The sequence below is a fragment of the Legionella gratiana genome (assembly GCF_001467695.1).
GTDB lineage: Bacteria > Pseudomonadota > Gammaproteobacteria > Legionellales > Legionellaceae > Legionella > Legionella gratiana.
The window spans coordinates 127014-149014 of the sequence record NZ_LNYE01000003.1; the positions used below are offsets into that span (position 1 = coordinate 127014).

The window sequence follows — 22001 nt, forward strand, 5'->3', positions numbered from 1 at the left end:
GAATATAATGCAATTTATCGATTTAAAAAAACAATATTCAATAATTGAACACGATATTTTAAACAGCATAAAAAATGTTTTGAATCATGGCCAATATATCATGGGGCCTGAAATAGCCCAGCTTGAAAAACAATTGGCTGAATTTGTTGGTGTGAAACATGTTATTGCCAATTCAAGCGGAACTGATGCTCTGTTAATGGCGCTTATGGCTTTGGAAATTAAGCCCGGAGATGAAGTGATTACTACACCGTTTAGTTTTTTTGCTACATCTGAGGTAATTAGTTTATGTCAGGCTAAGCCAATCTTTGTAGATATTGATCCACTCACCTATAACATGGATCCTAATCAACTAGAGGATGCTATTACCTATAAAACCAAGGCAATAATGCCTGTCGGCTTATATGGCCAATGTGCAGATCACGATGAAATTAATGCTATTGCGGAGAAATATGGTATCCCAGTAATTGAAGATGCGGCCCAAAGTTTTGGAGCAACATATAAGGGAAGATACTCTTGCGCTTTATCTACAATTGGATGTACAAGTTTTTTCCCATCCAAGCCTTTAGGCGGTTATGGAGATTCAGGAGCATGTTTTACTAATGATGCTGCATTAGCACAAAAGCTAGTTGAAATAAGAATTCATGGTCAAAATGCACGTTATTGTCATAATCGTATTGGCATTAATGGGCGAATGGATACAATTCAAGCCGCTGTTCTAATTGAAAAAATGAAGCTTTTCCCGGACGAAATTATTATGCGCCAACGGGTTGCAAAAGCATATGATCAAATGTTATCACCTTTAGTAAGAACGCCGTTTATTCATAGTTATAATACTAGTGTATATGCGCAATATACCATTGAAGTAAATAATCGAGATGCTTTTCAAAAAGCAATGCAAGAATTAGGAATTCCTACTGCAGTACACTACCCCATCCCCTTGCACCAACAGACTGCTATGGCTTATTTAGGTTATAAAATAGGTGATTTTCCCCACTCAGAAGAAGCAAGTCGTCGTGTCATTAGCTTGCCTATGCATCCATATTTACAAGAGGCAGAGCAAAGCAGCGTCGTTGCGGCAGTCAAAAAGGCCCTAACACTACATGAAGAGGTAATGGCATAAATGTCGCCTAAGTTAATTGTTGCTTTAGATTTTAATAAAGAGAGTGATGCTTTAAATTTAATAGAAAAACTTAATCCTCATCATTGTGCATTGAAAGTTGGAAGTGAACTTTTTACCTTATTTGGAACTCAGTTTGTAAAACGATTGATTCAACAACAATATAAGGTTTTTTTGGATTTAAAATTTCATGATATTCCTAATACAGTTGCACAGGCGTGCAAAGCTGGTGCTGATTTAGGTGTTTGGATGATGAATGTACATGCTGCTGGCGGCATAAGCATGATGCAAGCAGCAAAAAATGCGATTGAGCCTTATGGTTCTAATAGACCTTTATTAATTGCTGTAACGGTTCTTACGAGTTTTAATCAGAATGAATTGAGCACGGTAGGTATTCATATACCTATAATAGAACAAGTAAAAAAATTAGCAGTCCTAGCAAAAGAATCAGGTTTGGATGGTGTTGTTTGTTCAGCTCAGGAAGTAAAAGTCATAAAGAGCATCTGTGAGGCTCAATTTATAACAGTTACTCCAGGTATACGATTGGAGAAAAGCTCAAAAGATGACCAATCAAGAGTAATGACACCAAAGCAAGCTATTGAAGAAGGTAGTGATTATTTGGTGGTTGGTCGTCCAATAACCCAAGCAGCAGATCCTGAAAAAGTTATCACTGAAATTTTAAAAGATTTTTGTTGACACATGTTGACACATTCTCCTCCTTTCACGCCTACGTTTTTATGCGTAGGCTCCAAAACTGTGTAAATCTATTTGAACAAAATTAGACTCTGGTACGATACTAAGCAGCTGTCTCTTGATCCTATCTCATCAAGAGACAGCTGCTTACGCAGAGGGGGACGGATTCTCAATACCGTCGCCTTCCGCAAAAGCGGAAGGTCTAAAAGTAACAAATCTTTGCTCTAAACTTCACCTTGCAGTCATATGCTTACGAGACCCCCTGCTTACGCAGAGGGTGACGATGCACTCAATACCGTCTCCTTCTGCAAAAGAAATAATTGGATCCTGTTTTATTTGCGATAGACAAGATGTGTAGAAGATTCAGACTAAGCAGTGGGGGCCGATTTTATTTCTCTAATGATCAAAAAATTTATCTGTCTCAAGGAAAAAATGAGTCTATTGTCCTATTTATTTATATATTTTATGAAGCTTAGTGCTTCATGAAAGAACATTAAAACCTGCCAATAATTTTTATAATATTTAATTTCTGATTAATTTGTGTTAATTATATTTGTCATGGTTAAAAATAATAAAAACCATTTTCTTAAATTTACAGTCAAATAAAGGTGATGAAAAAAAGCAAACTCGAGATGAATAAAGGAAGATACATTCAACAGGTTTTATCTCTCTAAATTAGAGAACTGTTGTACGAAGTTTATGGATTATCATAACTTAAGGATAAGTGATGACACCACAACATATAATTAGCCAGCTGCTTGAGTCCGACTCTTCCCAATACCTACAAAACTTAGAGTTATTAAAAAAAATTATTATTACTGCCTACTTAGGGCGGTTACAAATCAACGGTTTGCCGCCCGATAATCAAATTGCTTTAGGCAATTATTTATTCGATAACGAGCAAATGATATTTGACTTTACACGCTTAAGTGATGAAAAAAAAGCGATATTTATGCAATGGTTTTTGGGACCTCATCAAAAGGAAAAAACTAAAAATTTTTTAAGTGGTTCTACAGTAAATGAATATCGCGGGTTTACTGCTGAAGTTTTTTTAACATGGTGGGGTAGGTTAAAAAGTTGGTTTGAAGGTACGTATCTTGAGTATTGGAAAATTAGCGATTTAAATTTGTCACTAAAAAATATATCACAATACCAGTTGACTGGAATTGAAATGTGTCATGGAAGTCAAGGAATATTAATTGGGTTTCATCAATTTCTTGTTCCTGGAACAATCACAAAATATAAAGATCCGAATGATTCTCAGCAAGAACCTTTAGGAAATGCAAAAAGAGTTTTTATTACTGATAAACTTGTTGATCAACTTATTGTACTAAATCTAAAAAATATTAAGTTTGAATCAATATGTAAAAGTCCACACCCTCAATCTATAGAAGTAGTTGATCAACAAGAGCGTCTCGATAAAATGTATGATTATCGAAAAATGCAGCGGTTTATGTCACTTAAACCTTGGTATATACGAATGTGGAGTTGGTTATTACCCTGGCTTACTGAAGAAAAAGAGAAAAGTAAATCCATTAAAGAAAAACAAATAGTCCCATTGCATGAAACAAAAAAATTAGAAATATTTCGTTTTTTAAAATCGCATCAGATTCTGGTTCGCGAAAAAAAACCTGATATAGAAAATATAGTTTTTTGTGGTGGTGGCGCCAAAATTTTTGCTCATGTTGGTGTTTGTAAAGCTCTTAATGAAGCTAAAATCTACCCTGAAAAATTTGCTGGTAGTTCAGCTGGTGCAATTATGGCTTTAATGTGTTATTTAGGTTATACAGCAAATGAAATCGAAGAATTATTTAAGCATTTTAAACAAGAGCATTTAGTCCATTTTGATATCACTATCAATGGAATTTCTGAAGCGCACTCGCTAAAAACAGCATTAGATTTTGCAATCGCAAATAAATTGAACCAAATTGTTACCAAATATCAAATTCCATATCCTGAAGGAAAAATTACCTTTGCGACTCTAGAAGCAATTAGACAAAAATGTCCTAATTGTGGAATTGGAAAAGAATTAGTTGTTACTGCTACTAATAAGCGACGAGGCAGTACACGCTATTTTTCATTAATCCGCTCGCCGAATTTTGAAGTCAGCGAAGCAGTTAAAATCTCGGCAAGCTTCCCTATAGTATATCGCTCGACTCTTATTGATGGAGAAGAGCATAATGATGGTGGGGTATTAAACAATTTTCCTACAGAAGCATTTTTTGATGATCATTCGACATTACTCGAATCAGAATATGGCAATAACCTAAAAGTATTAGCTGTAAAATTTGATGATGGTCCAGAAAGAAAAGCAATAGATCGTGTTATGGACAGAGTTTATAGAGAAAATGTTTTTCTTAACTGGATTTATACATTTCTTACTGGGGTAAGTGACCCTGCTAGTGGTTGGGAACGCGATCGTTTGAAATTAAGAAAATATGCCTGTCAATCAATAGTTATTAATGTAGATAATGTGTCCAGTTCTTCTTTTTCAGTCAATGAAAAAAGTAGAAAAGAGATGATTGAGGCAGGCTATAGAGAAACAATAAACTATTTAGAGATGCGTTATCATAAAAATGCTTTTAAGGAATATGAAAATGAAGAGTATATGTATGCAACGTTTAGTTCTTTAGGTGAGTTACTTTCCTATTGTTGTTATAGAGGGGATAAGCATTGGTTTGATGTAGTCTATCAGCTTATTGAAGAGTCTACTGCCCCAAATCAACGTGAACTCATGAAACAGGCTAATGAGTTAAAAAACCTTTATTTTAATCAAAATCTCGAATCCCAAAGCCCCAAGCATGAAGAGAATCCTTTTACATTTTTTGGTCATGATGTCTCACAAGTATCGTTATCTCCAACTCGATCAGAACATCATAAAATTTTATTAACCGTGTTTCCAATATTTCTAAAATTATCTCAAGAACTATTAAAAGACAGTACAGATAAAAAACATTTTGATGACGCACGTCATTCTTTTTCATTGAAATCTCCTTTTGCTTGTTTGAAACATTTCACAAAAATTCGCAATGAAACACACGTGATTCTTCACATTGTCATTAACTTGTTAAAGGAACTGAAAGAAAATCCTAGTGAAAAGGTTTATAATGGGCTCAATCAAGTATTGCATTTGCTTACATCGGATAAAAAGCTCATTGACAATGAAGTATATTTTGCACGTTGGGATTTAACTTTTTCGCAAAGTATGCGCGTATTAAAGGTATTAAATGAGAACTCTCATACTCACGTTCGTTTAATTCGCTTATTAAGTAGAAAATGCGAGCCTTTACAACGAATGGTTGATGGAGTTTTTTATGAGGACTATGATGATTTTGATCGCGAAAAAGCGTTAAATTTTAGCGTTTAGCCTTTGCTGATCTTCGCTAACAATGGGCTATGGTCATCGGAATTAATGTAGCCCTAAGTCGCGCGACCTGTTCGCAAGTTCAACCATTCATCAAACTAAGGAATAAAACAAATTAAGCGTCTTATGATGAAAGCAATAGGTTTTACTTTACTCGAGTTGCTTATTACTATGACACTAGTTGTCGCTTTATTGATGATTAGCATCAGTTCATACAGTTATTTTATTAAGAAAAATGAACAACAAGTAATAATCGATGAACTTCGAACGGCACTACAGTACGCAAAGATACAGGCAATGATTTTGGATAAACCTGTGTTTCTTGTGCCATTAGATACCTCAATGAATTGGTCTAAAGGCATTACTTTGAATTATCTGAATAAAAAAACAAATCAATTAGAGTTAATTTATCAATGGCAATGGAATTATCAGCACTGGAGTTTAAATTGGGTAGGCGTAAGCTCAAAGGACAAAATTATTTTTTCCAATAATCCAACCCAAGCAATAAGTAACGGACGTTTTAATTTAATAAATAATAATACTCAGGAACAAATGACACTTATTTTAAATAGATTAGGTAGAATAAGAGTGAGTAATAACTTGTCCCTAAAGCAGTAATTTTGTAAGATCGTACTGAAATATATTTTGTAAGTAATTAAAATCAATGCCTATCAATACTGATTCTATTTTTATAATTAATGCCCAGAGTTCTGAAAGTCTTAAAGGATGGCTTAATTATCAAGCCTCATTAACCGATAGATTGCAAAAAATCAGAGGTGAAGTACAGCTTGAACTTATTTCTCAACACTGGGTAAATCCAGATTGGTGGGATAAAAATGTTCTGCTGATTCAAGACGAGCATGTTTTTAAACGTGACATCATCATGAAGAGTCGAGGAATATCTTATTGGTTTGCTCGAAGTATTATTCCTAAAAAATGTTATGATCTTGATCCTGCATTTTTTGACCGTTTAAAAAATGAATCGATAAAAAATTTAGTTTTTGGAAACAATAGGGTGGAGCGTATAAATTGGACTAATTATCCAATTAATCATCATTGTATTGAGTTTTATTGGGTGAAAAAGAATATTAATGTCGTTGACGGTATACTATGGGTACGACTGACTGAATTTTCTTTTCAACAAAGTGAATCTTTTTATATAGTAGAAATAATGCTCCCAGAACTTGAGCTTGTTTTATGAAATGGAATGCCTACTGGCGTTTAATGCGTTTCGATAAACCAATAGGAATTTTCTTGCTTTGGTTTCCAACTGCTTGGGCCTTATGGCTTGCTAATAAGGGAATGCCAAATTTTAAACTTTTAGTTTTTTTTGTGAGTGGTACTGTATTGATGCGTGCTGCAGGCTGTATCATCAATGATATAGCGGATAGAAATATTGATAAGCATGTATCGCGGACTCAATTTCGACCATTAACAGCCGGCGAAGTAAGCTTGACCGAAGCATTTATATTATTAGCTATGTTGCTGTTAACCGCATTATATATATTAGTTCAGCTTCCTAAAAAGTGCTTTTATCTGGGATTAATTGCCCTCATCATCTCTTTTGTTTATCCTTTTTGTAAACGTTTTCTAAATGCGCCACAGTTAGTTCTTGGATTCGCGTTTTCTATGGGAATTCCTATGGCATTTGTGGCTTCAAATGTGTCTTTAAACAGTGAGTTTTTTTTATTATTTCTTATCAATTTCGCCTGGATTTTGGCATACGATACTATGTACGCTATGACGGATAAAATAGATGATTTGCGTATAGGTGTGAAATCTACAGCTATTTATTTTGCAAGTTATGATCGATTAATTATTGGTTTATTACAAGGGTTATTTCATGGTTTATGGTTACTCTGGGCTTTTATCAATCAAGTAAATTTATTGTTTTACTTTTTTTGGCTGACAGCAAATGTAGTTTTAATTTATCAACAAAGGTTAATTTATAAACGAGAGCCTCAAAATTGTTTTAAAGCCTTTATTGTCAGTGTTTATTATGGTGCTTTGATGTGGGTAGCGCTTGGTGTAGGTATTTAATAGTTATTTTGCATTGCTCTATTGGGAGGAGAGGATGTTTGACTTATCTCTTGCAAATACAAAAGTTATTGATGGCTTTATAACAAGCTACAACAACCTAAATCCAGTCGAAAAATATTTTTTTCCTAAAGAAATTAAGAGACTCATAAAACAATATACTGCCGCTGAAAATAAAATATATGGCGCATTACACCTTATTAATTCAATTATCAATTCATCATCAAACTACTCATGCATCAATAATTTTAAAACTAGTTCACTTTATAAAACCTGTCAATTGTTAAAATCAAATCAATTATTATCAGATGAGGCTATTTTAATAATTTTAAATCACACCTTACCTCAGCGTCTTTTTTCAGCTGTTCGAATTCTTGATGAGCATGATTTATTTAAAAATGAAAATGAAAGACAAAAAAATTTTTTTGCTGTAGCCCAACATCAAACTGCACCAGATAGAGTATGCAGGGCTTTGATTATTTTGGATAATAATCATTTATTAAATAATACATATAGAAGGGCAGTAGCTCAACATCCTACCGATCCTACATCTGTGGCTTTAGCATTGAAAAAGATGACTCTTTTAGGTTTATTAAATGGAGTTGAGGCTGAAACTAATCTTGAAGTAGTTGCAAAGCATCCTGATCCAGCAAGTATTATCTTAGGAATTGATATGCTCGATGCTTCTGATACTGAAATTCAGGATAAATTTAATATTATTACTCATTCCAAGGCCATTTTTGCAGCAGCAGTTTCGCTTCAAGATTTAAGAAAAGAAAAAATACCACTAACAGGGATTAAGGAATTGTTAATAGAATCTGAGATACCTGGAAAAATAATTACACAGGTAATTGAGCATCAAAGAAATGTGGAACTAAATCCTAATAAATTTTTCAGTATAAAAAATTCCACTCATGAGAATAATAATCTATTAAATTTCACTAATGTTGATGCGAAAGTTGTACTGTAATGATGTACTAAGGAATATACCTTAGAGTACTAGGTTAGTATTATTTTCATTTATTTCTGATTCTGTTTTAGATTTCTCTCTTAAGGATATGAGTTTTTCTTTATACATTGAAAAGTTAGAGCTAAGCATATTAGAACGTTCAATAGGATTAATTGTAGCATTTAGATCCGAAGATAAGCTATTAATCTTATTTATAACATTCGAATAGTTATGTTCATCCTTAGCTTTTAAAAAGTTTATTACGTTGCTAGTGGCTAAATTCATTTCAATCAATTGCTGGTTATATATTGATTTCAATGACTCTTTTTTCTCTTGTTTGGCTCCCATAAAATTAACTCTAATTGTACGAATATTATCAATGAGCGCTTTTACTTCAGGATCATTCGAAAACGGCGATAAAGCATTCAACTTTTCTCGGCATAGTGTATTTACTTGTTGCCAAACATTATTGCGAATGGTCTTTTGCTGTATCTTGCTATCATTTGCTTTTTCTTTTTGCTTTTGAATATATGTTTCTCGGTAGCTATCTCCTTTATTAATAAAATCAATACCACCTCTTGTAGCAAGATCTAAGGAATGCTCCAGATCCTCTTTTTTTGTTTTGTTGAGATAACTTATGGTTTTATTGGCATATTTTTCTTTAAAATCCATTATAGCCATATTCTGCAAGCGATCGTTTGCATTTGGATTAGCTCGAGTAAACCGCTCTTTATATTGTTCTAAAGTTTCTCCTTTTGAATTAATAATTGATTCTTTAACCGTTTTATCTAATGCATTTAGAGCTGATAAAGACTGCGTCGAGCGAAAAATTCCTGCTATCTCTGGAGGTGAATTATTAAAGGATAGCCCGTAATGTCTATACGGTGTACTTGTGTTAGGTGCTAATTCTACTGTAGGTAGTCGACCTTGTATATCATGCATTTTTTGATGAATATCAGGCGAGTGCTGTAATGCGAATAATTGCTGTAGTGCAAATCTGGAACAGCTTTCGCCATCAGATTGAATCATTAGAGTTCTCATCTTACCATCGACTGATACTTCATCAGGGTAAAAGCGATATATTGCTGCATTGGGGAATGAATTCATAATACGGAAGGTTGCATTCGCTGTAGTTGGTGAAAATCCTGCTTCAGGAATGATTGCACTTACATTGCCGTGAGCTATTTCTAAATCTAAAGGAAACCAATGTTCTCCACTTTGTACTGTCAACTGTATTCTAGTACCGTCAGGAATTGAGTTGATATTATTTTTTAGAGTTTCTATAAATAGATTAAATTCGTCATCATTTTTAGGATGATCTATTTTAAGTGCAAACATGCTTATTGCTCTACCTTTTTCATTTTTTTCTTTTTTGGCAGGGCTGATACAGTATCTAAGTCCCATAAATCATCTTTAAGATTGTTTTTAATAATTTCCTTTTTTGACTTTAGAGTTTCTAGTGCATCTTGATTTTTTTTTAAAGAATTCTTTAATGTGTTAAACTTGGATTTTATATAAGTAAAACCTGGTTTGGATGCGTTATTTTTAGGCATTTCTATTCTCCTAACATGGCTCCTAATATCTAGTAGTATTTGATCAATTTCTAGCCAGCAAAAATTGTTTATTATGTAATTTTATTTAACCAGTAAGTATAAAAAACATCCAATTGATTAAATTTATATGTCATACCAAATTGATAAATAGTCCATTCTTTTTAATGAATTAGTCATATATGTAGAAGAGTAGAGGGGGTTTAAATTTTTTAAATATAAAGTTAACTGAGGTCTCAAATGAAGGTATGTACGCAATAAGCTTTATCATCGTTTTTTCTAAAGAATAGGGAAAAACTCTATAGATATTTTTAAGAAGGGTGGTTAAAGCACTGTAATCGTTGGTTAAGGACAAACACTATTAGATGAATGTTTATGATTTTATAAGGTAAGTAAGGAGCTTTCAGATGGGTTTTTATCCCGTTCTGTTTGCAGTATGTCCTTAGCTTTAATGCCGTATTTTGATAATAGCAATTGTTCAATCTTATTTTGTTCTGATTGAATCATAGAAGAAATTTTCTCGCCTTGTTCTAATTTTTTGCGGAGTGGGCTTTGGAACTCTCTTCCTTGAGCAAAATTAAATGGTTGCTTATCGTAGGGAAGTTTAAAAAAATTTTCATCTTCAAATCCAAGATCAATTTCCAATATAGCACGGGAAATCTTAAGATGTTCACTTGACTGTTCTAATGCGTTATCGAGTAATGCCTCCCAACATTTTATCAATTCATCTTTAGAGGCTGTACCAAGCGCAACAGGGGAAAAAATTTCATTTCAATCCTTTTTTATATTTTTATGAGTTTTAGACACCACGCTTTTGCGTGGGGCTCTCAATTGTTAATAGCCCCTCATCTAAAACTTAAAAGATTTCGCTGCCATTATCCGCAACAACACGAGTATGTTTACCATAAATGACTAGAATTTTTTGTTTGTTTTTAAGTTTTAGATCTTCTGATTGTACTACAGAGATGATTCCTCCGGAGTTTAATTTAATAACGTACTCAACACCACGAGTCTGACTATATCCACTATCAACAAGATTATTGCTTGTATTGTTATTCATATTAGTTGTATTTCGTAAGTGAACAGGGCGTTTAGAAATAATGGTTCCGGGAATGACTTTTTTTACTTTCCCCACTTCAGTTGTATCGTATTCACCAGGTGGGAGAGTAGTATTACAACTTGATAAAATGAGGCCAAAAAGTATAACTAGAACTGATTTAAAAAATAGTTTTTTGCTTTGCATAAATAAAACTCCAGTAGAAAAGGTGAACTAGAATAACTTTGTATTCCTTCTATAATGAACTTTATCCTTGTTAGTGATGGTCAGTTATCAAGGTCACGACTATTAATTATATTTTGAGCGTATGAAGTATAACTGAGATTTAATTAGTTTTTAACAGTTCATCTAATAAACTACTCGCTCCAATTCGAAACCAATTTTTATTAATTGGTTTGTCAATCATTAATTCTGCAAGCACTGCATAATGAAAGGCTTGTTGTGGTTTTTTTATGCCTCCAGAAATCTTAATACCACAAGAGGCATTTGTATCTTTAATTGCGCTTAAAATGGTAAATGCTGCAGATAAAGAAGCCCCTTGAGAGATTTTACCCGTAGATGTTTTAATAAAGTCACATTCTAACTCAATCAACTCTTTACTAATTGTATAAATGGTTTTCAAGTTAGGAAATACCCCAGTTTCTAAAATTACTTTTAAAACAAGTTTATGTTGTTTGCATAATTGGGCAATAGCAAGGCACTGATGAAGTGCCTTTTTTGTTTGGCCTCCAAGATACATAGAGTAGGGTAGGACATAATCAATTTCAGTGACACCTAAAAGAGCAGCCTTTTCTACTGCTGTGAGTGAAGCATCAAGTGGTTCCGTTCCTTGTGGAAAATTAATTACTGTAGCCAGCGGTATGCTGCTTTGTGGCAAAACTTCAGGTACATGTTGCATGTAAAGGCATAGGGCTGCAACCTGATTTTGTTGTGCCTCTTGTTTTAATTGAGACAATGCTTCGGTAGTCGCATGTTCATCAAGTAAGGTAAGGTCTATAGAATGAATAAGTTGCTCTACTGTGATGAATTGCTTCGGAAAATGGCCAAGCAATTTTTCCATGAGCTTGTTTAGATCATTTTCTACAGTCATTTTAAGCCTGCAATATACTGTTTTATGATTAGATTAAGATTTGCTGCAGCGCTTTCTGCCATTGCTATGACCGACTCATGGCTATGTGCTGTTTTGGATAAGCCTGTAGCATAGTTGGTAATCATTGCAATTACTGCGACATGCATCCCACAATGATTCGCTACTAATACTTCTGGGACTGTAGACATGCCTACAGCATCGGCACCCCAAAGCTTGAATGCTTTAATTTCTGCCGCAGTTTCATAGTGTGGGCCTAATACGGAAATATAAACACCTTCGGTCAGTTTGATTGAATTTTCTGTAGCAATGGATAACAACTTAAAACGCATGGTTTGATCATATACATTATCTAAAGGATAAAATCTTGGACCAAATTCTTCATCGTTAGGACCAATAAGGGGATTGCTTGGTTGTAAATTAATGTGATCGGAGATAAGCATTAAATCGCCCGGACCAACATCTTCTCTAAGTGATCCAGATGCATTAGTTGCAATAAAATAAGTACATCCTAAGAGTTTCATTGTACGAACATAGGTTTTGACGGTTTCATAGTTTTCTAGGCCTTCGTAAGTATGTGCTCTACCTTGTAAGCAAATAACACCTATGCCATTCCAATAGCCAAGAATTAAGTTACCACCATGTCCTTGTACGGTAATTTTGGGAAATCCAGGAAGCTCTTCATAACGGATACGTATAGAATCTTGTAATTCATCGGCAAATTTGCCCAGTCCTGAACCTAAAACTACAGCTACAATAGGTTTAAATGAGGGATGTAATTTTTTTATATAATTTGCTGCTAAATGAGCATAACTCTGCTTTGGGGCAGTATCTATCATACAAATATTCCTATTAATTAAGGGTTAAAATCAAAAGCAAGCGGCAGAAGTTCGCTAATATTTATGCTGCGTAATATCGAGTCTTTACTGCAAAGATGGACGATAGTGTCTGTTGTTGAAAATTCATAAATTCTTTGTCTGCACGCACCACATGGAGGACACAATAAATTGGTTCCAGCAAGAACAACGATACTTTTAATATTTTTTTCTCCTGCAGAGATCATAGCAGAAATGGCCGAAGCCTCAGCACAGATTGATAAACCATAAGAGCTATTTTCAACATTAACTCCTGTGTATAAAGTATCTTTATCAGTACAAATACTGCTAGCCACACTAAATTTGGAATAGGGTGAGTAAGAATGAGTAAGTGCTTTATAAGCATTAGAAATCATTTTCGCAATTATGGGATCCATATAACTCTCAATAAACTCTTTAGAGTTTTAATTATAAAGAAGAAGTAGGAATTTGAAAACCATACTCATGGTCACTTTCTTCATGGGTATTGATGGGGATGAGTTCGATTTCTGATACTTTATCTTCGGATTTATTAAAAATATCCTTAGTAAAGTTGGGTTCAAGAGAATTAGAAGGCTTGGGAGAAATTGTTGGGCCTAATGAATCACTCATTTGATGATAACTTCCCTTAATAGATTGCCGATTTTCTGAGGTTTTGCTGTTTAACCAATATTCAAATGCTAGTGCGCCTAAACCAACATAAAGAAGAAGTGAAAAAATGGTGATTGGTATCGTCAAGGGAGGGAAGGCAACGATGAGAGTGGCTGAAATTGCCGTGACTAAACTTATTGCACATGATGTTATTGCATAATATAGATAATTTTTTTGCTGAGTATAAGAAAAATCCTCCTTGCTTTGTGGTGGATTTTTTAATTTATGATATTCACCAATAGCCCAAAGCACGTTACCAATAAGAAAAAGCCAAGCTGCTGGTGGAAATAAAACAGGTACCAAAACAGCGGCGACACTGAGAACAGTAGCTACTAATCCCACGAATGAGGAAAAAAGGAGTTGTTCTTTTATCTGTGCAAAACCATACCATTTATGGTGATGCTCATTGTGGTCTGGATGAAGAAGACACGCAATGGACCAAGAGCCATAGGCTAGGAAATAAATACCTAATGAAATAAATCTGAAAATAGCAGATACTAATGGAAAAGGAAGGTACTGAAGTTTTGAAAGCAGAAAGCCTGAGAAAAAAAATATCCCACTCGCTTTTTCTAATTTCTGAGCTGCAGTCATAATATAGAGGTTCCAGCATGTCTTTAAGCTTCCACATTGTAGCTTAATTAAACAGGAAAAAACAGTCTAATTCTTGGGGTACTTTTAGAGTTAACGGCTGTTGGTGCCTCTAGTTTTTTGAAGTGCGAGAATTAAGTATAATTCGTACTAATAAACCGCCGTCAGAATTATTTACGGCTATAATTTCACCGTGATGCAGTTGAATTGCACGAGCGGCTATGGCTAATCCTAAACCATAACCCCCTGTTTTTTTAGTTCTTGAAGTATCTACACGATAAAATGGATTAAATATTCTATTGAGTTGCTCTTCAGGGACTCCTGGTCCTTTATCACTAATATCAATGTATATATGTTCTTGCGTTTCGTCACGTTTGAGCGAAACAGTAACTGGTTCGGTTGCAGGAGAGTAGTTTAGGGCGTTACGAACTACATTTTCAATTGCGCGATGAATTAAACGTTCGTCAAGCAGCATATGGCATGGTTCAATAATTCCTGCTTTGACCCGAGGTAATTCTTTGCTAAACTCAAAATTTGCATCATTTATTATATTTAATAAAAGAGCAGAAAGGTCTGTTTCATTTAAATTAAGATCAGCGGTTGATTTTTTCAGACGGGCGAAATCTAATATTTCAGTAATTAGGGCATTTAATCTCGAGCACTCAAGCTCCATACGATTAAATTCACTATCCACTAAATGGTTCGTTTTTTTGCGTCCAAGCTCAATTGCAATTTGTAGCCTAGCCAGTGGAGAACGTAATTCATGGGAAATATCTTGTAATAATCTTTCTTTTGATTTGACTAATGTTTCTACTTGCTCTGCCATGCGATCAAATTCAGCACTAAGCTGAGCGATTTCATCTTTGTTATGTCCTCTTAAATGCCCAACACGGGTATTTAGCTTCCCTTTTGCTATTGATTTAGCAGCCATTCCTAATGAACGTAATGGCTGTGTTAAGTAACGCGATAATAAATAACAAATGAGTCCGCTAATAAAAATTGCTAAAGTAAGACGAATGGTGAGCCCTGTCCATGGAACACCAACAAAATGATAAATAGGTTTATCACTTACTGCGGCAAGTCGATAAAATTTTCCTGATGTGGACAAAATTTCATGACTCACAATGAGCTTACCTGATTTTAAAATTCCTTCACTTAATTGATCTTGAAGTAGATTTTCCGCAACTTTTTTTACATTTTCTGGTGCAGCATGAGTCCCAATAATTTCACCAGTACTGGTAAGTAAATAAATGGACATATGGCGGGAAATACCAATCTTATTCAGCCATTTTAATAGGGCAGCTTGCTGGCCAGATTCATAAGTTGCAACTGCTGCATTAGCATAGCTATCCATAAACACTTGTTCTTGTGCAGGTAATGATGATTTATGCACAATATGACTAATAACCCAAGCAGTGGTAAAAATGATTAGAATCGTAGCTAGCCAAAATGAAATAAAAATCTTCCAATATAAACTACGCATTAAACATGTATCCAAATCCACGCACTGTTTTGACTATGGGCTCTCCTTGAGGATTATCACCTAATTTATTTCTTAAGTTGCTAATGTGAACATCGATACTTCGATCATATGCAGTATATTTTCTTCCCAGAGCATACTCAGTAAGCTCTTCTTTTGAAAAAGCTTGGCCAGGTGATTTGATTAACATTTCCAAAATATTAAATTCGGCATTCGTGAGCTCAAGATAATGACCCGCCATAGTTACATGACGTTTGGAACAGTCGACTACTATATTATGTTGCTCAATAATCGGTTTTGATGCTGGAATTTTTTGTGTGCGTCTTAAAATAGCTCTTAGACGAGCTACCAATTCTCGTGGATTGCATGGTTTGGGTAAATAATCATCTGCACCAATTTCAAGACCAACAATACGATCAATATCATCCCCCCGGGCCGTTAACATTAAGACAGGAGTTTCTAAATGCTCTCGAATGGATTTTAATACTTCAAAACCATTTAATTTGGGTAGCATAACATCGAGAATAACTGCATCAAACGGTTGGTTTAATGCTTTTTTTACACCACTTTCACCGTCATGAACACAAACAGCATGATAGCCTTCAGGTTCTAAGTATTGAGATAATAAATCAGTAAGCTCTGTATCATCATCTATTATGAGAATAGTACCATTCATATTCATTATGCCTTACGTTTATCAATACATTCCATCAATTTAATACGTCTGGAATCAGCATTAATAATTTTAAATTCAAAAGAATCAATAGTAATTGTTTCACCTCGTGCAGGCAAATGGCCAAAACTATTCATTACTATTCCACCAATCGTATCATAAAATTCATCACTGAAGTTTGCGTTAAGTTGTTCATTAAACTCCTCGATAGGCATGTGTGCTTTTACAATATAGTGATTGTCTTCATGTACTTTAAGGTAGGCATCTTCATCAATATCAAACTCATCTTCAATATCGCCAATTATTTGTTCAATGATATCTTCGATGGTCACAAAGCCTGAAACCTCTCCGTATTCATCAACAACTATAGCCATATGATTTTTATTACTGCGAAACTCACTGAGTAAACTGTCTAAACGCCTGCTTTCAGGAATAAAAGTAGCCTGGCGACAAATATCAAGTAAATTAAAAGAGTCCAGATTAGAAGATTGATGAGGTAATAGGTCTTTCGCATGCAATATGCCGATAATTTCATCAGAGTCTTCATCAAGGACTGGGAATCTTGAGTGTCCTGTTTGTGTCACAGTTTTTATGATGTTTTGAAACGGATCATCTCGTTTTATGCAAACCATCTGATTTTTCGGCAACATGATGTCACGTACTCGCATCTTGGAGAATGAAATAGCGCCTTCTATCATTGCTAACGTTTCAGAACTAATAAGAGAGCGAATATGTGCATCTCTTAATAAACTAACCAGTTCCTCTTGATTTTGTGGTTCACCTTGTAAAAACTGTTTAAACCGAACAAACCACGAACTACTGTCTTCCTCTTTATTCAAGTTGATTACCCTCTGCGTCATAAGGATTAGCAAATCCAAGCTCAGTTAATAATTTAATTTCAATAGACTGCATAATGGCTGCATCATCATCCTTAATATGATCATAGCCTAATAAATGCAGTACTCCATGAATTACGATTAAAGCCCAATGTGATTCCAAAGTTTTATTGTGTTGCTTACTTTCGTCAGCTAATACTTGTGGGCAAATGATAACATCCCCTAAAAGAGGATATTCTAATTGTACCTCTGGAGGTAAATTAGAAGGGAAGGCCAATACATTAGTGGTTTTATTCTGCTTTCTATAAGTACGATTTAACACAGTCATTTCTTCAGGTGTAACCAGACGAATCGTTAGCTCTGCCTCTTTTTTGTATTCTTTTAAAGTAAGTAAAGCCAAACGGATTATCTCATCTTCGCTGATAGGAAGAGATTCTGCGGTTGCATTTTGAATATCTACATAATAACTCATTTAGTTTTTCCGGCTGATGGATGGTCATAGCAATCAATAATTTTAGAGACTAATGGATGTCGGACAACCTCTCGACTTGTGAACGTATGAATACTAATTTCAGGTATTCTTTTGAATAATCCTACTGCATGAGCAAGTCCGGAATCAATACCCTTAGGTAAATCTACCTGAGTCATATCTCCAGTTATGACTGCCTTTGAACCAAAACCTATGCGAGTTAAAAACATTTTCATTTGCATGATTGTAGTATTTTGTGCCTCATCTAGAATAATAAAAGCTTCATTAAGAGTGCGTCCGCGCATAAACGCCAAGGGTAAAACTTCAATAGTATCGGTTTGAATTAATTTTTGCGTTTCTTTAAAACCAATCATTTCATATAAGGCATCGTAAATGGGTCTTAAATAAGGAAGCACTTTTTCTACTAAATCTCCTGGGAGAAAACCTAACTTTTCACCTGCTTCTACTGCAGGCCTTACAAAAATCAACCGTTGCACTTCACCTTTTTCAAAACATTGTATTGCTTTGGAAACAGCTAAGTAAGTTTTTCCAGTGCCCGCTGGGCCAACTGCAAAAGTTACTGCAAAACGATCAATTGCATCAAGAAAATTAGCTTGTTTGTCATTACGTGCCGCGATTGATTTACGGCATAATTTAACATGATGGACATTATGAATCATTGCTTTTGGGTTTTCCTCGATCTGTAATTTATATATTATGAGTATAGTATTTTTTGTAACTTCTCACCCACTCCACTATTTTTGAGTAGCGAAGAGCCTATTTATAATAGTGTTGTGCCGCTCCTGTACTAAGTTTGGATAACGAATGAGTAACATCTATTTTATTATATTTTCGATAGACGAAGTATAGGGCACAGAAGAATAGTGCAGAACACTAATCTTCTGCAAGATTTATGATACAATCATTTTTTTGTTATATAATACGTAGTCATGATCGATCTTCATTGTCATAGCAATTTTTCTGATGGGGCTTTGAGCCCAAAAGAATTGATACAAAAAGCGCAAAGCCAGAAGCTTCGATGTTTGTCGCTTACTGATCATGACACAGTAGCTGGTTATTCCGAGTTATTACAGGCGGCTACGAATACCTCAATTAAGATAATTAATGGCATAGAAATTAGCGTGCGATGGAAAAAACATGAGCTCCATGTTTTAGGTTATCAAATCCATCATACAACAAGTTTCATAGAGTTTATTCAACGTCAGAATCAAAATCGGGTGGAGCGCGCGCAACAAATAGGTGCAACATTAAATTCGCTGGGTATCACGGATGCTTATTATAAAGCATGTAAATTAGCTGGACATGCACGTATAGGTCGGCCACATTTTGCTCAACTTTTAGTTAATGAAGGTAAAGTACGGGATCTCACTGCGGCTTTTAAGCAATATTTAGGCAGAGGTAAAAAAGCCTATGTACCCACATCTTGGGTGAATGTTCAAGAAGCAGTAGAGGAAATTAAAGCTGCAGGCGGGCAGGCAGTGATTGCTCATCCACTTAAATACGGATTGACGCGATCTAAATTGCATGAGTTAATTAATGAATTTAAAGAAGCTGGTGGTGTTGGTATAGAAGTAGTATCAGGAGAAATGACACTTGATGCGGTTAATGAAATGGCTGCAACTTGTTTGCGGTTTCATTTGTTGGCTTCCTCTGGATCAGATTATCATAGTGACAGGCATTCTCGTGTGAATCTTGGCGGTCAGAGACAACTACCAGTAAATTGTACGCCTATTTGGCATGAATGGAACATTGAACAGGGGACTTTATGAGTCAGTTTTTTGCATTACATCCTGATAATCCTCAAGCACGCTTGTTGAGAAAGGCCGTAAATATAATTGAAGAGGGTGGTATTATTGTTTACCCTACTGATTCTGGTTATGCATTGGGCTGTGGTTTAGGTAATAAATCAGCACTTGAGCGTATACGAAGATTACGTCAATTGGATAAGAATCATAATATGACTCTTGTTTGTCGTGACCTCTCCCAGCTTGGCCTTTATGCTCGAGTATCAAATCCTATCTTTAGGTTGTTAAAAGCATTTACTCCTGGTGCCTATACTTTTATTCTTAATGCCACGCATGAGGTGCCTAGACTTATGCTTCATCCTAAAAGAAGAACTTTGGGTTTACGTGTGCCAGATAATGTCATTACACTTGCTTTGTTGGAGTGTCTTGAGGCTCCCTTGATGAGTACTACTTTAATTCTTCCTGGTGCGAAAGCACCACTGAGTGAACCCGAAGCAATTCGAGATCTTTTAGGAAATCAAATTGATTTAGTAATTGATGGCGGTCACTGTGGACAAGAACCTACAACTGTAATTGATTTGACTGGTGATTACCCAGTGGTACTAAGAGAAGGTAAAGGTGATCCTGAGCCATTTAAATAAAATGAGGCGGTTTTCAACTTTTTTGTGAATGAATATGTATCCCATGCTATGTGCTAAGTCCCAATATCTAGGTTAAAACTCGGGCATAGGTACGCGCGTGGTGTGCTTACGAAAAGCTCTAGAAAAAGTTGAGAGTTATGTTAAATAAATCATTAAAAGAGGATATTGATGTCAGTATTATTTAGTTCCAATAAACGTGTTGTTTCTGGAATGCGTGTCAGTGGAAGATTACATCTTGGACACTACCATGGAGTAATAAAAAATTGGATCAACTTACAACATCAATATGATTGCTTCTTTTTTGCTGCAGATTGGCATGGATTAACTACTCAATATGATGAACCTAGATTTATAGAAAAACATCTTTGGGATATGATTATTGATTGGTTAGCTTGTGGGGTTAATCCTGGGTTATCACGAATTTTTATCCAATCTTGGGTTCCAGAACATGCCGAATTACATTTGCTTTTATCAATGATTACTCCTTTGGGGTGGTTAGAGAGGGTGCCAACTTTTAAAGATCAACAGGAAAAATTAAAGGAAAAGGATTTAGCAACTTACGGTTTTTTAGGTTATCCCTTATTACAAAGTGCTGATGTTTTGATTTATCATGCAGATTATGTTCCTGTTGGTGAAGATCAAGTCTCTCATATAGAGCTTACTCGAGAAATTGCTCGTCGTTTTAATTACCTTTATGGCAAAGAACCCAATTTTGAAGAATTAGCAGCTGAAGCTATAAAAAAAATGGGCAAGAAAAACAGTAAATTTTATAGTGAGTTACGTCGACAATTTCAGGAGCTGGGTAATCACGAAGCAATTAAAACAGCCCAAGCACTTTTGGAAGATCAGTCAAACTTATCCATTGGTGATAAAGAACGGTTATTGGGTTATTTAGAAGGCAGTGGTAAAATTATCCTACCCGAGCCTCATCCTTTACTTACCGAAACTGCTAAAATGCCTGGTCTTGATGGACAAAAAATGTCCAAGTCTTATCATAATACTATTATGCTAAGGGAGCCTCCTGATCAAGTAGAAAAGAAAGTATTAACTATGCCAACAGATCCAGCACGTGTAAAGAGAACGGATCCGGGCGAACCTGAAAAATGTCCAGTTTGGCAATTTCACAAAATATACTCCAGTGAGGAAGTAAAAAATTGGGTTCAGACTGGATGTCGTACTGCGGGGATTGGTTGTATTGAGTGTAAAAGACCTATTGTTGATAGTATTAATAAAGAATTAAAACCCATTCAAGAGGCGATTACTGAATATGAATCTGATTTAGGCTCAGTAAAACGAATCGTTTCTGAGGGAAGTGAGTCAGCGCGAGAAGTAGCTTGTAAAAATTTGAGTACTGTTAGAGAGGTTATGGGACTCGATTATTAAAGAGTTGGAATGGACATTGAATTATCAATTAAGCCTGAAATTAAAGCTGTAGTTGCCGGTAAAGAACTTACTGAACTACCTGATGATTTATATATTCCACCCGATGCACTTGAAGTATTGTTGGATTCTTTTAGTGGGCCACTTGATTTACTTTTATATCTGATTCGAAAACAAAATATTGATATATTAGATATTCCTATTGTGAGTATTACTAAGCAATATTTGCATTATATTCAATTGATGGAATGCCGGAGATTGGAGCTTGCAGCCGACTATTTATTGATGGCTGCAATGCTTGCTGAAATTAAGTCCCGACTTTTATTACCAGCTCCTCCACAAAATGACGATGAAGAGGATGAAGATCCTCGCATGGCTTTAGTACGGAGATTACAAGCGTATGAGCAAATAAAATGTGCTGCAGAATTGCTTGATGCACTTCCACGACAAGAACGCGATCACTTTTTGATTCAAGTGGTACCAACTGAACTTGAGCGAATCGTCGTACATCCTGAAGTTGAATTAGAGGATTTAGTTGAAGCAATGATTGCTTTAATGAAAAGAGAAGAGCAAGTGAGTCATCATCAAATTTCTCGTGAAGCTTTATCTGTTCGAGAGCGTATGGCTAGTATCTTACTCAAGCTCCAGGAGTATCATGTTTTGGAATTTAAACAGTTATTTACTTTGGATGAAGGACGAATGGGACTTATTGTTTCCTTATTAGCCATTTTAGAGTTGTCGAGACAATCCTTAATTGTTATTACTCAAAATGAAGCATTTGCTTCCATATTATTACAGGAAGCATAATA

24 protein-coding genes are annotated in these 22001 nt (G+C 35.1%); 11 read left to right on the forward strand and 13 right to left on the reverse strand.

Annotated features, from left to right (window positions below):
• Positions 1 to 7: 7 nt before the first annotated feature.
• The 7 genes from Lgra_RS01420 (at position 8) to Lgra_RS01450 (ending at position 8181) form a co-directional block, all read left to right on the forward strand.
• Positions 8 to 1120: a DegT/DnrJ/EryC1/StrS family aminotransferase gene (locus Lgra_RS01420; protein ID WP_058497506.1), complete on the forward strand. Its 1113-nt coding sequence runs from the start codon at positions 8 to 10 to the stop codon at positions 1118 to 1120.
• Positions 1121 to 1813 (forward strand): orotidine-5'-phosphate decarboxylase, encoded by a 693-nt coding sequence (gene pyrF, locus Lgra_RS01425; protein ID WP_058497507.1) that lies wholly within the window; start codon positions 1121 to 1123, stop codon positions 1811 to 1813.
• Positions 1814 to 2537: 724 nt separating this feature from the next.
• Positions 2538 to 5177 carry a Dot/Icm T4SS effector VpdC gene (vpdC, locus tag Lgra_RS01430; protein ID WP_058497508.1) on the forward strand — a complete coding sequence of 880 codons (2640 nt, stop codon included), beginning with the start codon at positions 2538 to 2540 and terminating at the stop codon, positions 5175 to 5177.
• A gap of 123 nt (positions 5178 to 5300) precedes the next feature.
• A complete protein-coding gene (locus tag Lgra_RS01435; protein WP_238584322.1) occupies positions 5301 to 5792 on the forward strand; it encodes a GspH/FimT family pseudopilin in 492 nt (163 codons plus the stop codon).
• 46 nt (positions 5793 to 5838) lie between these two features.
• Positions 5839 to 6375, forward strand: a complete 537-nt coding sequence (locus tag Lgra_RS01440) for a chorismate--pyruvate lyase family protein (RefSeq protein WP_058497510.1) — start codon at positions 5839 to 5841, stop codon at positions 6373 to 6375.
• Positions 6372 to 7214: a 4-hydroxybenzoate octaprenyltransferase gene (gene ubiA, locus Lgra_RS01445; protein ID WP_083502829.1), complete on the forward strand. Its 843-nt coding sequence runs from the start codon at positions 6372 to 6374 to the stop codon at positions 7212 to 7214. Before Lgra_RS01440 ends, ubiA begins: the two co-directional genes overlap by 4 nt.
• 34 nt (positions 7215 to 7248) lie before the next feature.
• Entirely contained in the window at positions 7249 to 8181 is a 933-nt protein-coding gene (locus Lgra_RS01450; RefSeq protein ID WP_058497511.1) for a hypothetical protein, read from the forward strand.
• Between the two features lie 21 nt (positions 8182 to 8202).
• Here Lgra_RS01450 and Lgra_RS01455 read toward each other — a convergent pair whose 3' ends face one another.
• The 13 genes from Lgra_RS01455 to Lgra_RS01515 all read right to left on the reverse strand — a co-directional run bounded on the left by Lgra_RS01455 (position 8203) and on the right by Lgra_RS01515 (position 18085).
• Entirely contained in the window at positions 8203 to 9498 is a 1296-nt protein-coding gene (locus Lgra_RS01455; protein ID WP_058497512.1) for a YopJ family acetyltransferase, read from the reverse strand.
• 2 nt (positions 9499 to 9500) lie between these two features.
• Positions 9501 to 9713, reverse strand: a complete 213-nt coding sequence (locus Lgra_RS01460; RefSeq protein ID WP_058497513.1) for a hypothetical protein — start codon at positions 9711 to 9713, stop codon at positions 9501 to 9503.
• A gap of 378 nt (positions 9714 to 10091) precedes the next feature.
• Positions 10092 to 10433 carry a hypothetical protein gene (locus Lgra_RS01465; protein ID WP_058497514.1) on the reverse strand — a complete coding sequence of 114 codons (342 nt, stop codon included), beginning with the start codon at positions 10431 to 10433 and terminating at the stop codon, positions 10092 to 10094.
• 133 nt (positions 10434 to 10566) lie between these two features.
• On the reverse strand, positions 10567 to 10953 hold the full coding sequence (locus Lgra_RS01470; protein ID WP_058497515.1) for a hypothetical protein: 387 nt from the start codon (positions 10951 to 10953) through the stop codon (positions 10567 to 10569).
• A gap of 139 nt (positions 10954 to 11092) precedes the next feature.
• Positions 11093 to 11857: a 2-deoxyribose-5-phosphate aldolase gene (gene deoC, locus Lgra_RS01475; RefSeq protein WP_058497516.1), complete on the reverse strand. Its 765-nt coding sequence runs from the start codon at positions 11855 to 11857 to the stop codon at positions 11093 to 11095.
• On the reverse strand, positions 11854 to 12693 hold the full coding sequence (locus Lgra_RS01480) for a purine-nucleoside phosphorylase (RefSeq protein WP_058497517.1): 840 nt from the start codon (positions 12691 to 12693) through the stop codon (positions 11854 to 11856). Before Lgra_RS01480 ends, deoC begins: the two co-directional genes overlap by 4 nt.
• A 17-nt stretch (positions 12694 to 12710) precedes the next feature.
• On the reverse strand, positions 12711 to 13106 hold the full coding sequence (gene cdd / locus Lgra_RS01485; protein WP_058497518.1) for a cytidine deaminase: 396 nt from the start codon (positions 13104 to 13106) through the stop codon (positions 12711 to 12713).
• Between the two features lie 31 nt (positions 13107 to 13137).
• Positions 13138 to 13950 (reverse strand): hypothetical protein, encoded by an 813-nt coding sequence (locus Lgra_RS01490; protein WP_058497519.1) that lies wholly within the window; start codon positions 13948 to 13950, stop codon positions 13138 to 13140.
• Between the two features lie 109 nt (positions 13951 to 14059).
• On the reverse strand, positions 14060 to 15430 hold the full coding sequence (cpxA, locus tag Lgra_RS01495; RefSeq protein ID WP_058497520.1) for a two-component system sensor histidine kinase CpxA: 1371 nt from the start codon (positions 15428 to 15430) through the stop codon (positions 14060 to 14062).
• A complete protein-coding gene (cpxR, locus tag Lgra_RS01500; RefSeq protein WP_058497574.1) occupies positions 15423 to 16103 on the reverse strand; it encodes a two-component system response regulator CpxR in 681 nt (226 codons plus the stop codon). Before cpxR ends, cpxA begins: the two co-directional genes overlap by 8 nt.
• A gap of 5 nt (positions 16104 to 16108) precedes the next feature.
• Positions 16109 to 16960, reverse strand: coding sequence for an HlyC/CorC family transporter (locus Lgra_RS01505; protein WP_172468394.1), 852 nt, complete (start codon positions 16958 to 16960; stop codon positions 16109 to 16111).
• Positions 16932 to 17408 carry an rRNA maturation RNase YbeY gene (gene ybeY, locus Lgra_RS01510; RefSeq protein ID WP_058497522.1) on the reverse strand — a complete coding sequence of 159 codons (477 nt, stop codon included), beginning with the start codon at positions 17406 to 17408 and terminating at the stop codon, positions 16932 to 16934. The genes Lgra_RS01505 and ybeY overlap by 29 nt, the downstream gene beginning before the upstream one ends.
• Positions 17405 to 18085: a PhoH family protein gene (locus Lgra_RS01515; protein ID WP_083502830.1), complete on the reverse strand. Its 681-nt coding sequence runs from the start codon at positions 18083 to 18085 to the stop codon at positions 17405 to 17407. Before Lgra_RS01515 ends, ybeY begins: the two co-directional genes overlap by 4 nt.
• Positions 18086 to 18355: 270 nt before the next feature.
• On the opposite strand from Lgra_RS01515, the gene Lgra_RS01520 reads away from it, so the two are divergent.
• From Lgra_RS01520 to Lgra_RS01535, 4 genes are all read left to right on the forward strand, one after another.
• Positions 18356 to 19195 (forward strand): PHP domain-containing protein, encoded by an 840-nt coding sequence (locus Lgra_RS01520; RefSeq protein ID WP_058497523.1) that lies wholly within the window; start codon positions 18356 to 18358, stop codon positions 19193 to 19195.
• Complete coding sequence (locus Lgra_RS01525; protein ID WP_058497524.1) at positions 19192 to 19812, forward strand: L-threonylcarbamoyladenylate synthase; 621 nt, start codon at positions 19192 to 19194, stop codon at positions 19810 to 19812. The genes Lgra_RS01520 and Lgra_RS01525 overlap by 4 nt, the downstream gene beginning before the upstream one ends.
• A gap of 168 nt (positions 19813 to 19980) precedes the next feature.
• Entirely contained in the window at positions 19981 to 21195 is a 1215-nt protein-coding gene (locus tag Lgra_RS01530) for a tryptophan--tRNA ligase (RefSeq protein ID WP_058497525.1), read from the forward strand.
• A 9-nt stretch (positions 21196 to 21204) separates the two neighbouring features.
• Complete coding sequence (locus tag Lgra_RS01535; protein ID WP_058497526.1) at positions 21205 to 21999, forward strand: segregation and condensation protein A; 795 nt, start codon at positions 21205 to 21207, stop codon at positions 21997 to 21999.
• Positions 22000 to 22001 lie beyond the last annotated feature (2 nt).

Excerpts from the sequence above, each read along its gene's own strand:
- Lgra_RS01420 (WP_058497506.1), top strand. The coding sequence starts at position 8 with ATGCAATTTATCGATTTAAAAAAACAATATTCAATAATTGAACACGAT.
- pyrF (WP_058497507.1), top strand. The coding sequence starts at position 1,121 with ATGTCGCCTAAGTTAATTGTTGCTTTAGATTTTAATAAAGAGAGTGAT.
- vpdC (WP_058497508.1), top strand. The coding sequence starts at position 2,538 with ATGACACCACAACATATAATTAGCCAGCTGCTTGAGTCCGACTCTTCC.
- Lgra_RS01435 (WP_238584322.1), top strand. The coding sequence starts at position 5,301 with ATGATGAAAGCAATAGGTTTTACTTTACTCGAGTTGCTTATTACTATG.
- Lgra_RS01440 (WP_058497510.1), top strand. The coding sequence starts at position 5,839 with ATGCCTATCAATACTGATTCTATTTTTATAATTAATGCCCAGAGTTCT.
- ubiA (WP_083502829.1), top strand. The coding sequence starts at position 6,372 with ATGAAATGGAATGCCTACTGGCGTTTAATGCGTTTCGATAAACCAATA.
- Lgra_RS01450 (WP_058497511.1), top strand. The coding sequence starts at position 7,249 with ATGTTTGACTTATCTCTTGCAAATACAAAAGTTATTGATGGCTTTATA.
- Lgra_RS01455 (WP_058497512.1), bottom strand. The coding sequence starts at position 9,498 with ATGTTTGCACTTAAAATAGATCATCCTAAAAATGATGACGAATTTAAT.
- Lgra_RS01460 (WP_058497513.1), bottom strand. The coding sequence starts at position 9,713 with ATGCCTAAAAATAACGCATCCAAACCAGGTTTTACTTATATAAAATCC.
- Lgra_RS01470 (WP_058497515.1), bottom strand. The coding sequence starts at position 10,953 with ATGCAAAGCAAAAAACTATTTTTTAAATCAGTTCTAGTTATACTTTTT.
- deoC (WP_058497516.1), bottom strand. The coding sequence starts at position 11,857 with ATGACTGTAGAAAATGATCTAAACAAGCTCATGGAAAAATTGCTTGGC.
- Lgra_RS01480 (WP_058497517.1), bottom strand. The coding sequence starts at position 12,693 with ATGATAGATACTGCCCCAAAGCAGAGTTATGCTCATTTAGCAGCAAAT.
- cdd (WP_058497518.1), bottom strand. The coding sequence starts at position 13,106 with ATGGATCCCATAATTGCGAAAATGATTTCTAATGCTTATAAAGCACTT.
- Lgra_RS01490 (WP_058497519.1), bottom strand. The coding sequence starts at position 13,950 with ATGACTGCAGCTCAGAAATTAGAAAAAGCGAGTGGGATATTTTTTTTC.
- cpxA (WP_058497520.1), bottom strand. The coding sequence starts at position 15,430 with ATGCGTAGTTTATATTGGAAGATTTTTATTTCATTTTGGCTAGCTACG.
- cpxR (WP_058497574.1), bottom strand. The coding sequence starts at position 16,103 with ATGAATGGTACTATTCTCATAATAGATGATGATACAGAGCTTACTGAT.
- Lgra_RS01505 (WP_172468394.1), bottom strand. The coding sequence starts at position 16,960 with ATGACGCAGAGGGTAATCAACTTGAATAAAGAGGAAGACAGTAGTTCG.
- ybeY (WP_058497522.1), bottom strand. The coding sequence starts at position 17,408 with ATGAGTTATTATGTAGATATTCAAAATGCAACCGCAGAATCTCTTCCT.
- Lgra_RS01515 (WP_083502830.1), bottom strand. The coding sequence starts at position 18,085 with ATGATTCATAATGTCCATCATGTTAAATTATGCCGTAAATCAATCGCG.
- Lgra_RS01520 (WP_058497523.1), top strand. The coding sequence starts at position 18,356 with ATGATCGATCTTCATTGTCATAGCAATTTTTCTGATGGGGCTTTGAGC.
- Lgra_RS01525 (WP_058497524.1), top strand. The coding sequence starts at position 19,192 with ATGAGTCAGTTTTTTGCATTACATCCTGATAATCCTCAAGCACGCTTG.
- Lgra_RS01530 (WP_058497525.1), top strand. The coding sequence starts at position 19,981 with ATGTCAGTATTATTTAGTTCCAATAAACGTGTTGTTTCTGGAATGCGT.
- Lgra_RS01535 (WP_058497526.1), top strand. The coding sequence starts at position 21,205 with ATGGACATTGAATTATCAATTAAGCCTGAAATTAAAGCTGTAGTTGCC.